The organism is Streptomyces sp. NPDC047982 (assembly GCF_043204165.1).
Classification (GTDB): Bacteria; Actinomycetota; Actinomycetes; order Streptomycetales; family Streptomycetaceae; genus Streptomyces.
Genome location: NZ_JBIDBS010000005.1, coordinates 117,154 through 131,491 on the forward strand (window position 1 = coordinate 117,154; position 14,338 = coordinate 131,491).

At 72.0% G+C, this 14,338-nt stretch carries 10 protein-coding genes and 1 pseudogene; 7 read left to right on the forward strand and 4 right to left on the reverse strand.

Annotated features, from left to right (window positions below):
- Nucleotides 1–5 precede the first annotated feature (5 nt).
- The 6 genes from ACGF2V_RS07945 to ACGF2V_RS07970 all read left to right on the forward strand — a co-directional run bounded on the left by ACGF2V_RS07945 (nt 6) and on the right by ACGF2V_RS07970 (nt 7,481).
- The gene (locus ACGF2V_RS07945; protein WP_362623177.1) at nt 6–962 is read left to right on the forward strand and encodes a sugar ABC transporter permease; all 957 of its coding nucleotides are present in this window, start codon (nt 6–8) and stop codon (nt 960–962) included.
- A complete protein-coding gene (locus tag ACGF2V_RS07950) occupies nt 959–1,774 on the forward strand; it encodes a carbohydrate ABC transporter permease (protein ID WP_362623176.1) in 816 nt (271 codons plus the stop codon). The genes ACGF2V_RS07945 and ACGF2V_RS07950 overlap by 4 nt, the downstream gene beginning before the upstream one ends.
- Nucleotides 1,775–1,779: 5 nt before the next feature.
- Complete coding sequence (locus ACGF2V_RS07955) at nt 1,780–3,696, forward strand: glycoside hydrolase family 36 protein (protein WP_362704613.1); 1,917 nt, start codon at nt 1,780–1,782, stop codon at nt 3,694–3,696.
- A gap of 58 nt (nt 3,697–3,754) precedes the next feature.
- A complete protein-coding gene (locus ACGF2V_RS07960) occupies nt 3,755–4,783 on the forward strand; it encodes a LacI family DNA-binding transcriptional regulator (RefSeq protein WP_362704615.1) in 1,029 nt (342 codons plus the stop codon).
- Between the two features lie 350 nt (nt 4,784–5,133).
- Nucleotides 5,134–6,303: a DUF1266 domain-containing protein gene (locus ACGF2V_RS07965; RefSeq protein ID WP_392911186.1), complete on the forward strand. Its 1,170-nt coding sequence runs from the start codon at nt 5,134–5,136 to the stop codon at nt 6,301–6,303.
- Complete coding sequence (locus ACGF2V_RS07970; protein WP_362704617.1) at nt 6,300–7,481, forward strand: DUF1266 domain-containing protein; 1,182 nt, start codon at nt 6,300–6,302, stop codon at nt 7,479–7,481. Before ACGF2V_RS07965 ends, ACGF2V_RS07970 begins: the two co-directional genes overlap by 4 nt.
- 460 nt (nt 7,482–7,941) lie before the next feature.
- Here the strand turns inward: ACGF2V_RS07970 and ACGF2V_RS07975 are convergent, their stop codons facing one another.
- The 4 genes and pseudogenes from ACGF2V_RS07975 to ACGF2V_RS07990 form a co-directional block, all read right to left on the reverse strand.
- Nucleotides 7,942–9,117 (reverse strand): cytochrome P450, encoded by a 1,176-nt coding sequence (locus ACGF2V_RS07975; protein ID WP_362704620.1) that lies wholly within the window; start codon nt 9,115–9,117, stop codon nt 7,942–7,944.
- 459 nt (nt 9,118–9,576) lie between these two features.
- A pseudogene (locus ACGF2V_RS07980) lies at nt 9,577–9,726 on the reverse strand (diguanylate cyclase); the annotation flags it as partial.
- Between the two features lie 100 nt (nt 9,727–9,826).
- Nucleotides 9,827–10,756, reverse strand: a complete 930-nt coding sequence (locus ACGF2V_RS07985; protein WP_362704622.1) for an LLM class F420-dependent oxidoreductase — start codon at nt 10,754–10,756, stop codon at nt 9,827–9,829.
- A 336-nt stretch (nt 10,757–11,092) separates the two neighbouring features.
- A complete protein-coding gene (locus tag ACGF2V_RS07990) occupies nt 11,093–12,547 on the reverse strand; it encodes a glyceraldehyde-3-phosphate dehydrogenase (protein WP_362623162.1) in 1,455 nt (484 codons plus the stop codon).
- 647 nt (nt 12,548–13,194) lie between these two features.
- Here ACGF2V_RS07990 and ACGF2V_RS07995 point away from each other — a divergent pair.
- A complete protein-coding gene (locus ACGF2V_RS07995; RefSeq protein ID WP_362704625.1) occupies nt 13,195–13,626 on the forward strand; it encodes a hypothetical protein in 432 nt (143 codons plus the stop codon).
- Nucleotides 13,627–14,338: the final 712 nt, after the last annotated feature.

Sequence of the window (14,338 nt, forward strand, 5' to 3'; positions counted from 1 at the left end):
CCACCATGTCCCTCGCCCCGCCCGAACGCGCTCCCGCCACCGTCACCCAGGCCGGCCGCGGCACCTCCCCGCGCACCGGTCGCGCCCGCCCGCGCCGCCGCCGGCTGCTGACCCGCGGCTCCGTCCCGTACCTGCTGATCATGCCCGCCGTGCTGGGCTTCGCGATCTTCAAGGCGTACCCCATCGTCTCCTCGCTCTGGATCAGCCTCACCACCGGAAGCGGAGACGACCGGAACTTCGCCGGACTCGCCAACTACCGGCGCCTGCTGGAGGATCCGCTGTTCTGGACCGCGCTGAAGAACACCGCGCTGATCCTGATCGTCCAGGTGCCGCTGATGCTCGGCCTGGCCCTGCTCGTCGCCCTCGCCCTCAACTCCACCAAGGTCTGGCTGCGCCCGCTCTGGCGACTCGGCGTCTTCGTCCCCTCGCTGACCGGCCTGGTCGCCGCGGGCGTGATGTTCTCCGTGATCCTCAACCGCGACGCCGGGCTGCTGAACTGGGTCCTCTCCCTGTTCGGCGTCGACCGGGTGAACTGGCTCGGCAGTCCCTTCTGGGCCCGCGTGGGCGTCGTCCTCGTCATCACCTGGCACTACACCGGCTACAACGCGGTGATGTACCTCGCCGGCCTGCAGGGCATTCCCAAGGAGTTGTACGAGGCCGCGATGGTCGACGGCGCGGGACCGGTCCGCCGCTTCGTCTCCATCACCCTTCCCCAGCTGCGGCCGATCCTGCTCCTCACCGTGGTGCTCTCCACCATCGGAACCCTGCAGCTCTTCGACGAGCCGTACGTCCTCACCGGCGGCGGCCCCGACAACGCCACCTTGACGGTCACCATGTACCTCTACAACAACGGCTTCAAGTACTTCGACTTCGGTTACGCCTCGGCCATCGCCTACGCACTCGCGCTGATCGTGTCCGTGCTCGGCATCCTCCAGGTCCGCCTGATGGGAGAGCGTCGGTGAAGCCCCGTGGCCCCCTGCTCACCCTGCTGCTCGCGGGCGCCTTCGCGCTCTGCGTCGGCCCGTTCTACTGGCTCGCCGTCGCCGCGACCCAGGAGGACAAGGACGTGTTCTCCTGGCCGCCGAAACTGCTGCCCGGCGGTCACCTCATGGAGAACCTCCGCGGACTCGAGGAGTCCATCGGGCTGACCCGGGTCCTGCTCAACACCCTGCTGGTGGCGGGCATCCAGACGATCGGTGCGGTCGCCGTCTCGCTGCTGGCCGGATACGCCTTCGCCAAGTTCGAGTTCCGCGGGCGCAATCTGTTCTTCGTCCTGCTGCTCAGCACCCTGGTCATCCCCGACACCGTGATGCTGATCCCGATCTTCCAGATGATGATGGAACTGGGCCTGATCGACTCCTACCAGTCCATCATCCTGCCCGGTCTGGTCACCCCGTTCGGCATCTTCCTGATGCGGCAGGCACTGCGCTCCATGCCCGACGAACTCCTCGACGCGGCCCGAGTCGACGGCGCCGGTGAACTACGGGTGCTGTGGCGGATCGTCATCCCGGTCAACCGGCCGATCATCGCGGCACTCGCGCTGTTCGTCTTCCTCGGCAGCTGGAACCAGTTCGTCTGGCCACTGATCGCGCTGCGCAGCCCCGAGATGTACACGCTGCCCGTGGCCACCGCCACCCTGCAGGGGCTGTCGACCACCAACTACGCGCAGGTCCTGCTCGCCGCAGGCATCGCCGCCATCCCTGTGATGGCCCTCTTCCTCGTCCTGCAACGCCAGTTCATCTCCGGCCTGTTGGCCGGGGCCACCAAGGAGTGACCACCGTGCCCACCGAACCGCGCCCCGCCGACGAGCTCATGGAGAGCCCGCAGGCGCCCACCGAGCCGGATGCCGCCTCGCAGGACGTCACCCCGCAGCAGCCCGTCCCGGCCTGGCGCCCGAACACGCCGACCATGGCCACCCCCGACACCGTCGTCCACCGGCGGCTCGCCACCGGCCTGCTCGACTCCGCCGACGCCCCGCTCACCGTCCACCTCACCGGGCTCGGCTGCGACCGGCTGGAGACCGCCGTCACCCCGGTCGGCGACAACGTGGTCCTGATCGAGGTCACGGCGTCGGCCGCGGCCACCGTCCGCGCCGAATGGCGGGTCCCCTGCGTCGCGGCCACCGCCTACTGGACCCCCGACACCAACGCCTCCCGCTGGCTGCCACCGTCCTGGATCGCCCCCCGGACCGTCTCGCTCGCTCTGGGCGCCCCCCTCGCCAGTCTGATCGGCGCCGACGACCGCGCTCTGTGCACCGCAGCCGTCGGCGAGACCTCCGCACCCGTACGCGTCGGCGCCGGCGTGGTGGAGGAGAGCGGCGAGTTCGCCTTTACCGTCGAACAGGACCTCACTGCGGACGGGCCGCCGCTGCGGCTGCGGATCGACCTCAGCGGCCGCCACTTCGCCGCCACCCTGCAGGCCGTCACCGCCTGGTGGGGCGAGGGCCTGCACCACCCCGGCACCGCCCCCGCCGCCCGGATGCCCGCCTACTCCACCTGGTACAGCCTCCACCAGAACGTCGACACGGCCGCCGTCGAACGCCAGGCCGCCCTCGCCGTGACCGTCGGCTGCGAGAGCATCATCGTCGACGACGGCTGGCAGACCACCGACCGCGCCCGCGGCTACGGCCACTGCGGCGACTGGGAGCCCAACCCGGCGGCCTTCCCCGACCCCGCGGCCCACGTCGCCGAGGTCCACCGGCTCGGCCTCGCCTACCTCCTGTGGTACGCACTGCCGTTCATCGGCAGGCACAACGACGCCTGGGACCGCTTCAAGGACATGATCCTGCGCGAGGAGCCCGACCTGGAGGCGGCCGTGCTCGACCCCCGACACCCCGAGGTCCGCGCGTACCTGGTCGAGAAGGTCTCCCGCGCCGTCGAGCAGTGGGACGTGGACGGTCTGAAGCTCGACTTCATCGACCGTTTCGCCGTCACCGACCCCCCGCCCGCCCCGGCCGGCGCCGACCACACCGCCGTCCACGAGGGCGTGCTCCAACTGCTCGCCGATCTCGACGCCCGCCTGCGCCGCACCCGGCCGGACATCATCGTCGAGCACCGCCAGCCGTACGTCAGCCCCGGGCTGTGGCCGTACGCCACCATGATCCGCGCCACCGACTGCCCGCTCAGCCCCGCCGAGAACCGCCAGCGCACCGTCGACTGCCGGCTCACCGCGGGCCCGCTCGCCGTCCACGCGGACATGATCATGTGGAACTCCGCCGAGACGCCCGAGGCCATCGCCGTCCACCTCGTCAACGCCCTGTTCTCGGTGCCGCAGATCTCCGTCGACCTCGCCGCCCAGAGCCCCGACCAGCTCGCCGCCCTGCGCTTCTGGCTCGGCGTCTTCCGCCAGTACGCCGACGTCCTCCAGCTCGGCGTCCTGGAACCCACGCGACCGGACCTCGGCTACCCCCTGGTCCGCGCCCACGCCCCCCACACCACCGTGGTCGCACGCTACGCGCCGCTGCCCGTCGCCCTCCCCGACCGGCACGCCGCGGACGGCCCGCAGACCCTGCTCGTCGCCAACGCGGACGGCGACCCTGCGGTGCTCCTGACCGCCACGCGACCGGAACAGGCCCTCGCGCGCGTCCAGGACTGCCGTGGTGAGATCCTTTCCGAGACCGTGCTCGACCTCGTCGCCGGGGTGAACTCGGTGACCGTGCCGACCGGTGGCCTGCTCACCCTGACCCGCGAGCACTGACAGCCGCGGCCTGGGGGCAGCCACCCGCCGCCCTCAGCCCGCCGACCACAGAGGAACGATGACCGCTCGACAGGTGACCATCGAGGATGTCGCACACGCGGCCGGCGTCTCCCGCCAGACCGTCTCGAACGCCCTCAACGCACCCCACCGACTGCGCGCCACCACCCTCGCCCGGGTCACCGCCGCCATCGACGAACTCGGTTACCAGCCCGACCAGTCCGCCCGCAGCCTGCGCACCGGCACCCGCAAGGTCATCGGCTATCCCGCCCCCGCCGACAACCCCGCCGACCCGAACCCTCTGATGGGCGGCTTCCTCCAGGCGCTGGTGACCGCCGCCGACGCGGTCGACCACCGCATCCTGGTGTTCCGCTCCGACCCCCAGCAGGGCGCCGGAGCGGTCGCCAGGTCCTTCAACGGACTGATCGCGGCCCGCCAGGTCGACGGGTTCGTCCTCTCCGACGTCGTCCACGACGACCCCCGCGTCGACGTGCTCACGGAGGCCGGTTTCCCGTTCGCGGCCTTCGGCCGCACCGCCCCCGGCCGCCCGCAGAACTGGGTGGACATCGACTCCACCGCCGCCACCGCCGCCCTGGTCGGACTCCTGCTCGACCAGGGCCACCGCCGGATCTGCTACCTCAACTCCGCCGCGTCCCTGCCCTGGCTCGCCGACCGCAGGGCCGGCTTCCTGCAGGCCGCGGCCGCCGCCCCCGACGGCGCCTTCGAGGTCGGCGTCCCCGACGACGACCCGGCCGCGCTGTCCCACGCCGTCCAGCGCCTGCTCACCGGCCCCGACCGCCCGACCGCCCTGGTATGCGCAAGCGACTGGCTCGCTCTCACCGCCTACCAGGCCGTCCGCGCCGCCGGCCTCACCGTCGGCGAGGACGTCGCCGTCACCGGTTTCAACGACATCCCGCTCTGCACGCTGCTCCAGCCCGCCCTCACCAGCGCGCGCCTGCCCCTGGCCGCCATCGCCCACGCCCTCGTCGACCGGCTGATCACCGCCGTCGAGGACCCCGCCGCCGCCCCGGCGAGCGGGCTACTGCTCCCTGCGGAGCCGGTCGTGCGCGACAGCACGCCGGGGCGGTAGCAGCGGCCGTCGGCCGTCACGCCGGTGCCCGCCGCCGCGATGGGCCACGCCTTCGATGCGCACCCGCACCGGCCGGCGTGCAGCCGGAGTGCCTCGCCATCGCGCAGTGCGCCGCGCCGAGCGCACCGGGTGGGGGCCATCGCGGTCGCGGTGCGCCGCGTCGCGTGTCGTGGTGCAGCACCATCGCACCGCCGCACCGCACCGCACCGGGTGCCGACATCACACATGTCCTCGTCCGCGGTCTGATCGGCAGTCGAAACGGGGGCTGTCAAGGCATCTCAGGGGCTTTACAGGGGCACGTTTCCCAGGTCACCTCCCCGGCCACCGGAGGCGTTCCATAGGATCCGACCGTGACGACAGAGACAGGGGCACCGTGGGCGGGCTGGGCGCCGCCGACCGAGACGGAGCGGCTGCTCCACGAGGCGGCGATGGCCGGCAACCGGGACGCGCTGCTGGACGCTCTGGCCCGGACCAGGCTCTTCGTGCTCGTCGCCCGGCTGCACGCGGACACGCCCGGCTTCGATCCACCGCTCACCGCACAGCCGGATCCCGCGTCCGGCCGGATGTGTGTCACGGTGCTGACATCCGGCGCGTTGCCGCCCTGGCACCCCGACTGGGTGTTCGAGGCGACCGGTCTCGACGAGCTCGCGCGCCGCTGGCCGGACGGAGTGCGGTGGCTGGGAATCAATCCGGGCACTCCGTACGCCGTCACTCTCGAGGCCGGTCCGGGACGTCGCCGGGTGTGGCTGAAGGCCCACGAGCGGTCGGGCGGGCCCCGGGCCGGCCTGCTGTTGACCCATCGGGCCGGTCCGCTGTACGGACCGGTCGCACACGGCCTGGCTCTCGGAGCCCATCTCGCCGTGCACAACAGCCTCGTCTGGAACGACCTGGGCGCCGCCTACGAGGGGTACGCGGCGGATCGCGCCCGGCTCCGTCATCCCTGGGGCGTACTGGACCGCGCCGCCTACCGGGAGACTCTCGAAGCACTGCTGGCCACCCGGCTCGTCGGCCGTACCTACGAGTCGGTGCTCCGGATCCGTCGCGCCCTCGCCGGGCGGCTGGGCCGCACCCCCGCGGTCCCGGAGTGGTCCGCAGCGCTCACCGATGCGCTGACGCGCCGCCAGTCCACACCGTCCGAGGCGGCCGAGGCCCGTGAGGCACTGCGGCTGGCCGTCACGTACGAGGACAGGTTCCGCGCGGATGGCGTCCTCGGCCCCGGCGAACGGGTCGACACCCTGGCCGCCTTCGACTACGGGAGGGCGGTCAACGTCGTACGGCTGGCGCTGGGCGCCCGCCTCTGCGATCCGCGCGAAGCCGAACAGGCCGTGCTGCGGATCGGCGCCCTGGCCAGGCAGGCATACGGCGCCTGGGCGCATTTCTCCCTCGGTTATTCGCTCGCCCGCGTCATGCATTTCGACGCGGACGACTCGTCCGGAGTGACATACGAGCAATCGCTCGCGCAACACCACACCCTGACGCAGGACCCCAACAGCCCCTACCGGAACATCGCCTGGTCATGATTCCACTGCCCCTTCACCCCAGCGACCCGGCCCGTGGCGCCGCCTGGGCACCGCCGTCGATAACGGAGCACCTGCTGTACGAAGCGGGGGCACGCGGTGACACAGAGGCCCAACTACGTGTGCTGGCCGGCGAGCAGTTGTACATCGCCGCCCCGAAGGCCGAGGTGGACGCGGCCCCCGACATGGTCACATGGCGCTCGTACCGGGACCAGGGCGGACGAAGCTGCCGACCGGTGCTCACCCGGGGGATGCTGCCGCTCTGGCATCCGGAGTGGGTGTTCCACGCCGTCTCTCTCAAGTGGATGGCGGAGTTCGACTGGCGCGACCCGTACCAGCTGCTGTCCGTGAATCCCGGCACTCCCGCCCAGTTGATCTTTCCGGCCACGCCCCCGCACCGCGCGATGTGGGTGCGCTACCACGCGGAGAACGACCGCCCCAGGAACGACCGGCTGATCGCGTTGCGGCACGGGGCGTTGCACGGTCCACTGGCCTACGGGCTGGCGTGCGGGGCGCACCTGGCAGTCGGCAACGGCGTGCCGTGGAACGAGGTGGGTACCGCCTACCACGAGTACTCGTGCGAGCGGGAGCTGCTCCGCGACTCATGGGGCATCACCGAACCCACCGGCTGGCGAAAGCAGTTGGACATCCTGTTGGAAGCACGCAACAGTCCGCCCGAGCCCGATTTCGTACTCCGGGTGCGTGAGCAGCTCGGGGCCGGGCTCGGCGAGCAGCCCTCCGCGGAGCTGTGGCGCGAAACGGCCGCCGGGCACGCCCAGGACATCGGGCTGGGCCACAGCACGGTCAGGGACATCGAGGAGTTGGTGAGGCGCATCGTCAGGTACGAGGCCCGGTTCCGCGCCGATGGGCTGCTGCCGCCGGACGGCAGGGTCACCACGACGGTCGCCTACGACTACGGGCGTGCCGTGAACCTGGCCAGGTGGGGGCTGTCCGCCCGCTTCTGCGCCCCGCACGAGGCGGAGCAGGCCGTTGTGCACGCCGGTGCGTTGAGCAGATCGGCCTACCGCTCCTGGGAGGATTTCTCGGCGGGATACGCGCTGGGCCGTGTGCTGCGGTTCGACGGCGAGGACTACGGCGACTACTACCGGAGCAATGTCACGGCGCACCGTCTGCTGACGGAGAGCGAAGGCAGCCCGTGGCGGAACCTGCCCTGGCGCTGACCACTGGCGCGCCTCTCGCCGTTCGTGCTCCCGGCCGGCACCGTACGGGTCTCCTCGGCGGCCCGGACCGGATCCGGGCACTGTAGGGATGCCTTTGGTGCAGCGTGGCACCGGGCGCGCCGGGGGCAGCCAGTCCGGTGGTGCCGAGGGCGACCAGGTGTGCAGCGGAGGGTGGGCGGCGGCGGGAGGGTGTCGTGCCGCGGTCGGTGCAGATGCCGTGGAGGACGAAGCCGTATTCCGGGCCGTCGGCCACCGTCAGGGCCTGTGGGACGGCGGTCAGGGCGCGCTCCGGGTTCGCCGCTGTGCGGCAGGCGAGGGCGTCGGCCGCCCGGCGCCGGGGGCCGGCCGGCGCGGTCGGCCCCCGGGAATCGGGCTTCCCCGAGCATCCGCGGGTCCTGCCGCCCCGGACGACGGCAGGACCGTCCGCGACGGCCTCCGACGGTTCAGCCGCCTCACCCGGTCACCAGTCGGCCGGAAGATGCAGCGGGCTCCGCGTGATGGTGCCGTGGCGCCATGCGACCGTGTCCGCGGGGGCGGTGAGGCGCAGGTGCGGGAAGCGGACGGCCAGTCCGTGCAGTCCCAGGCGCAGTTCTGCGCGGGCGAGCCAGGTACCCAGGCAGTAGTGCCGTCCTCCGCCGAAGGCGAGGGTCGGTTGATCCAGTGGTGCGAACATGTCGCCGAAGGGGTCGTCCGAGAACGCTTCCGGATCCCGGCCGGCCGCGCCGCGGTCGGCGGTGGCGATCTCACCGGTCCGGACGGTGACACCGCCGACCTCGACGTCCTCCATGGCCTGGAGGGGGTTGGTGTGGGCGGCGGGATCGCCGAGCGGGATGAGGTGCAGCAGGCGCTCGGTCAGCCGACCGGCCGCGTCCTCGTCGGACGCGCCGAGTCGGGCCCAGACCTCGGGGCGTTCGTGGAGCAGGTAGAAGAGGGAGTTCCCCAGCATGGTCATCGCGGTGTCGTAGCCGCCCACCACGAGGGTGCTGACCAGGTTGACGAGCTGCGGTTCGGGGATGCCGCCCTCCCCGTCGGCCGCCTGGACGAGGGAGCTGATCAGGTCCGGGCCGGGAGTGCGCCGCCGGTCGGCCAGCAGGCCCCTGGTGAAGTCGGTGAACTCCCTTGTGACGTCCGCGACTTCCGCAGGGTCCTTCGCGTCGGTGGCGAAGGCGTGTTCGGTCCAGCGGAGCAGGCGCGCGTCGCTGACGTCGTGCACGCCCGTCAGCCTGTTCATGACCGCGATGGGCAACGGGCGGGTGTAGTGGGCGACCAGGTCCGCCGGGGGGCCGTGGTCGGCGAGCGCGTCGACCAGCTCGTCGACCACGTCGGCGACCCACGGCGTCATGCGCGCGACCGCACGGGGTCCGAACGCGCGCTGGACGGTGCGCCGCACGCGCAGATGTTGAGCGTCGTCCAGCTTGCCCACGGCATCGGGTGAATCCACGAGGGCGGAGGTGGCGTCCTGCGGAGTGCGGAGCAGCGTCCGCCTGAACCTGTTGTCGTTGATGACCTGATGGACGTCGGCGTAACGGGTGAACGCCCAGGCGGGACGGCCGTCAGGCAGGGTGGTGCGCCGGGGCGGACCGGGCCGGGCGAACGTCAGACGGTGCAGGGGGACGCGTTCTTCGGTGATGGGCATGATCCTCCTGCCCTCCGCTGCAGAGCGGAGGGCTGCGACATCGACTCGGCTGTTTGCTCGGGGGCTCGCTGTGGGGCCGGCTGCCGGGCCCGCAGCGGGCGTCCATGGGTGCGCGGATGCCGCGCGCCCGTCTCGGGGCAGGGGGTGGTGGTCTGTTCACGCGGCCTCGTACGACCGCGGCTGACGCCTCGGGCCGGAGTTCGTCTTCCGGACCTTGCGCAAGCCTGTGCAGATCCTCGGCCATGGTGATGGCCGTCCTGTTCAGGTGATCGTGGATCACGGGCGAGTTCACCCGCACGTGGTGGGCCGCCGGGACGAGATGGTCGGCCGTGGGTGTCCCCGTGCGCGGGGCCGGTCCTTCCGCGCGGGCCGGCGAACGGAGCCCACGGGTGGCGCGTTGCCACCCGGTGGGACGAGGGGCGTGTCGGCGGTGTCGGGGCCTTGGCCGTGGCCCGACGGTCATTCCGGCCAGTCGGAGTTCAGGACGACGTCGACGAAGTCTCCGCGTTCGAATCCGGGCACGTAGTGGGCGAGGACGTCCGCCTTGACGTTGCCGAACGTCGCTCCGGGGCGGTCCTGGAGGCCCTCGGTGAACGCGGCCGGGCGGGGCGAGGGGGTGCCGGGGCGGCGCGCTCCCCCGGCATCTCTTCGGCGGGTGCCCCGGTCCGTCCGCCTGCCCACCACCCGGTCTCGGGCACGGGCGTCGGCGTCAGATGCCCGCCGCTCGCGCCGCCTCGTACACCTCGGCCGCCACGTCGACGAGTTCCGCGGCGTCGCGCGGCGTGCTCTGGAGCTCCAGGACGAACGCCGTCACGTGCGGTCCGGCGTGTGCCACGAGGTCCTCGACGATCTGTGCCACGCTGCCGTGGAACGGCTGCCGTCCTTCGCTCCCGACCGGTTCGGGGGTGTGGCGCGCGTTGACACGGACGCGGATGTCGACCGGGCGTTCCCTGCCGCGTTCGGCGGCCATGTCCTGTACCCGCCGCCACTGCTCGGCCAACTGGGCGGGGCCCGCCGCCACGGGCATCCAGCCGTCCGCCCGGTCCACGAGACGGCGGGTGGCTCGCGGGCTGTTCGCGGGCAGGTACACCGGGATGGGGTTCACCGGCTTGGGGCCGACCACGGACGGGGCGATGGTGGTCAGTTCGCCCTCGTACGCCACGGGGTCCGGGCCCCAGACGGCCGCGCACACGTCGAGCAGTTCGTCCAGAACCGCGCCGCGCCTGTCGAAGGGGGCGACCGACGCCGCCGCGTACTCGTCCAGTGACCATCCCGTGCCGAGGCCCGCGATCACGCGCCCGCCACTCGCGACGTCCAACGAGGCGAGTGAGCGGGCCAGTTGGAACGGCACGTGCAGGGGCGCGACCAGGACGCTGGTGCCGAGCCGGGGCCGTTCCGTGACCGCTGCGGCCAGGGCGAGCGTGATGAGCGGGTCGGCGACCGCGCGGTACTGGTCGGGCCACGGCAGTCCCGGTACGCCGTAGAGCCCCTGTGTCGCGGGCTCGGGGAACAGGATCCGTTCGAAGACCCAGAGACTCTCGAAACCGGCCTCCTCCGCGGCACGTGCGACGGTGGCGACGTCGCGGCCGATGTCGTACTGCTTCATCTGCGGGAGGCCGAGACCGAGCGGGATCGGCATGGGTGCGCTCCTTCACGACGGCGGGGCAACGTCCTCGAATCACCGGGTTGTTCCGTGTTCGATGACAGTCGAAACGTCGTCGGGGTTCCGCGCGGCGGCACGGTACGGGCCGAAGCGCCGGCGGGCCGTACCGTCGGGTCTCCCCCGGCGTCGGCGCCCCGGCACGCGTCGTCATGACGGAGCCCCCGCCCATCGATGACAGGCGGGGGCTCGTGGGAGGTCCGGAACGGGGCTTCGCGCCTTCCGGCGTCTCCCCGGGCTCCCGGGCCGCTCCCCGCCCTCGTCGGCCGGCACGCCGGGAGGGACGGGGCGGGGCAGGGCAGGGCGGTCCGGGTATCAGGCCGCCGGCGCCGGGTAGGTCGGGTACTCCACCCCGGAGACGTGCTGGACGACCCGGATGACCTGGCAGGAGTAGCCGAACTCGTTGTCGTACCACAGGTAGAGGATCGCGTTGTCGCCGTCGACCTTGGTCGCGCCGGCGTCGACGATCGAGGCGTGGCGCGAGCCGATGAAGTCGCTGGAGACCGCGTCGGGCGCCGTGATGAAGTCGATCTGGCGCTTGAGCGGCGAGGTCAGCGACACGTTGCGGAGGTAGTCGAGGACCTCTTCCCGGGTGGCCTCGCGGCCGAGTCGCAGGCTGAGGATCGCGATCGAGACGTCCGGGACCGGGACCCGGATCGAACTGCCGGTGATCGGCGCCTTCAGGTCGGGGAGCGCCTTGGCGACCGCCGAGGCGGCGCCGGTCTCCGTGATGACCATGTTGAGCGGTGCCGAACGGCCGCGACGGTCCGCCTTGTGGTAGTTGTCCAACAGGTTCTGGTCGTTGGTGAACGAGTGGACGGTCTCCACGTGGCCGCGCAGCACGCCGTACTCGTCCTCCATCGCCTTGAGCGGCGGGACGATCGCGTTGGTGGTGCAGGACGCGCAGGACAGGATCTGCTCGTCCTGCTTGATGGTGTCGTGGTTGACGCCGTGGACGATGTTGGGGACATCGCCCTTTCCGGGAGCGGTCAGGACGACCTTGGCGATGCCGGGCCGCAGGTGCTGCGACAGGCCCTCGCGGTCACGCCACTTGCCGGTGTTGTCGATGAGGATGGCGTCGTCGATACCGTACGCCGTGTAGTCGATCTCCGACGGGTCGTTGGCGTAGATCACCTTGATCGCGTTGCCGTTGGCGACGATCGTGCTCTTCGCCTCGTCGACGGTGATGGTGCCGTGGAACTGGCCGTGGATGGAGTCACGGCGCAGCAGCGAGGCGCGCTTGATGAGATCCTCGACGGCCCGGCCGCCGCCGCTGCGGACGACGATGGCGCGCAGCCGCAGGCCGTTGCCGGAGCCGGTCTTCTCGATGAGCAGCCGGGCGACGAGGCGACCGATGCGGCCGAAGCCGTAGAGGACGACATCGCGCGGCTCACGGCGGTCGATCTTGTTCTCGCCCGTGGCACCGGCGACGGCCTCGGCGGTGAACTCCGCGACGGAGAGGCCGCGGTCGTCGGCCCTGTACGTCGCGGCGAGCATGCCGATGTCGATCTGGGAAGGACCGAGATCGAGGGTCGTGAGTGCCTGCAGGAACGGCAGCGTCTCGGTGACCGAGAGTTCCTCGCCCGCGATCTGGCGGGCGAATCGGTGGGTCTTGAGGATGCTGACCACCGACTTGTTCACCAGGGAGCGGCTGTGGACCAGGACGGTGACGTCCCGCTCCCGCTGCAGCTTCCCGATGATCGGGATCATCGACTCCGCGATTTCCTCACGGTTCTTCCAGTTAGTGAACGAGTCGTCGTTGACAGTCACAGATTTATCTTTCGAGCTAGGCGGCGCTCATATGCTAACCCGACCGCGTTTCGGCCCTTCAAGGGGTGCCGTACGGGTGGCACGTCGAGGCCCGGGACCCCGCCTCCGGTACGGATCCGGGCGTTCCGCGCGCCCGTGCGGTCGCGGTCGCGCTCCCGAAGTGGTCGGCCGGGCGGCCGACGACCGGGCCGCGACCGCCCCCGCGCTGCTGGACGGGCCCGGGGCCGGGCGTTCGGCGGCGCCCTCGCCTGAGCGGAGCCCCTGACGGGTGGTGGCCGCGCAGGCGGCGTGCCGCCGGGGCGGTGCGCCGTGGAAAGCCCGGGGGTCCGCGTCCATGGCGCCGTTCGGCGTGGCCCGGCCGCAGGGGCGCGGCATGCACGGGTGGTGCGGGCACGGGCCCGGTCGTACTGTCGACTGAGGAGACGGTCGCCGGGACGTCCGCGAAGGACCGGCCGAAACGGTGGACGGGGATCGCCACACCGTTGTGGCGGTGGCCGCATCCAGTACGCCCGTACCAGGACGCGGTGCGCCCGCACGGCATACGGCGCGGGCCCCGCGCAAGCGGCTTACGAGGGTCGCCCGCGTCCGCGGTGCCCGAGAAGCAGTTGGGAGACGGCATGCCCGGACACGGACTCAGGAGCACGGTCATGTTGTGCGCGGCCTCGGCACTCGCCGTGACGGCGGCGCCGACGACCGCCCCCGCCGCGACGCCCGCGCGCTCCTCCTCCCAGTCCCCCTCGGCCCGCGCGGTGGCCGTCGACTGCTTCTCGCACGCGCGCATCCGTCCCGGCGACTTCCTGCTCGCCTGCGGGGACGGCAACAACCGCCTCGTCTCGCTGCGTTGGACCCAATGGGGGCAGGCTTCCGCCGAGGGCACCGGACTCGACGCGGTGAACGACTGCCGACCCTACTGCGCCGCGGGCACGTTCCACACGTACCCCGTCCAGGTGCGGCTCGACCGCCCGGCGAACTGGAAGAAGCATCCCGGACTCCAGCGGTTCACCCGACTGCGGCTCGTCTACACCGACGGCGTCCCGGCGCACACGGACCGGGTCGCATACCACACCCTCTGGGACTGACGCTCTCCGAAGCCCGTCGGGCGCCGTCGGCGCGAATCCCTCATGGAGACCGCCCGCGACGGGACGCGCAGGCGCCACCGGAAGTCCGGCACGGTGGACGTGTTGGTCCGGGCCTCCGAGGCAGGCCGCTGGAGGCTTCCGGGGCGAGGCGGCCCGGCGCGCACCGAGCGGTGACGCAGCCGTCCTCGTCGTCCCGGCCGGTCCGGTCGGCCCGGCGCGCGGCCGGGACGTTGCCGGAGTCGGCGCCGTCACGAGGACGCGGGGCCTCCCGGACCATCCACCGCGTAGACGGTGACGGCGTGGTGGTCGACGTGCCCTGTCGGTGCGGGGGACGGGGCGTTGCCGGGGCGGTGTGGCGAACCGCCCGTCGAGGCATCCTCGCGCCGCCTCGATGGCGCACCCGTTTCTCCAGTGTTCCGCCCGGGACTCCCAGCCCGGCCCGACCTCGTGGAACTCGTCTTCGGTAGTGCAGGCTGCTCCGGCCGATGAGCTCGCCGCTCGGCCCGAACAGGACGGCACACGGTCAGTGGCCCCGCTCGGCCCACTGACGTTCGACGACGGTGAGCCGTTCCAGCGCCTTGCGACGGGAACAGGCCCCCCACCGAACCGGGGCCGCTCCCGGGTCCGCGTGGAATTCGAACGAAGGCGTCGGCATCGGAGAGCCGAAGGGCCCCGCGGCGGTCGCTCGGTCTCGATCACCGCACTTGCCGCC

What these genes read in the sequence shown, in the direction of transcription:
- ACGF2V_RS07985 (WP_362704622.1), bottom strand. Translation starts at nt 10,756, where the DNA reads ATGCCGATCCCGCTCGGTCTCGGCCTCCCGCAGATGAAGCAGTACGAC.
- ACGF2V_RS07970 (WP_362704617.1), top strand. Translation starts at nt 6,300, where the DNA reads ATGATTCCACTGCCCCTTCACCCCAGCGACCCGGCCCGTGGCGCCGCC.
- ACGF2V_RS07960 (WP_362704615.1), top strand. Translation starts at nt 3,755, where the DNA reads ATGACCGCTCGACAGGTGACCATCGAGGATGTCGCACACGCGGCCGGC.
- ACGF2V_RS07945 (WP_362623177.1), top strand. Translation starts at nt 6, where the DNA reads ATGTCCCTCGCCCCGCCCGAACGCGCTCCCGCCACCGTCACCCAGGCC.
- ACGF2V_RS07975 (WP_362704620.1), bottom strand. Translation starts at nt 9,117, where the DNA reads ATGCCCATCACCGAAGAACGCGTCCCCCTGCACCGTCTGACGTTCGCC.
- ACGF2V_RS07995 (WP_362704625.1), top strand. Translation starts at nt 13,195, where the DNA reads ATGTTGTGCGCGGCCTCGGCACTCGCCGTGACGGCGGCGCCGACGACC.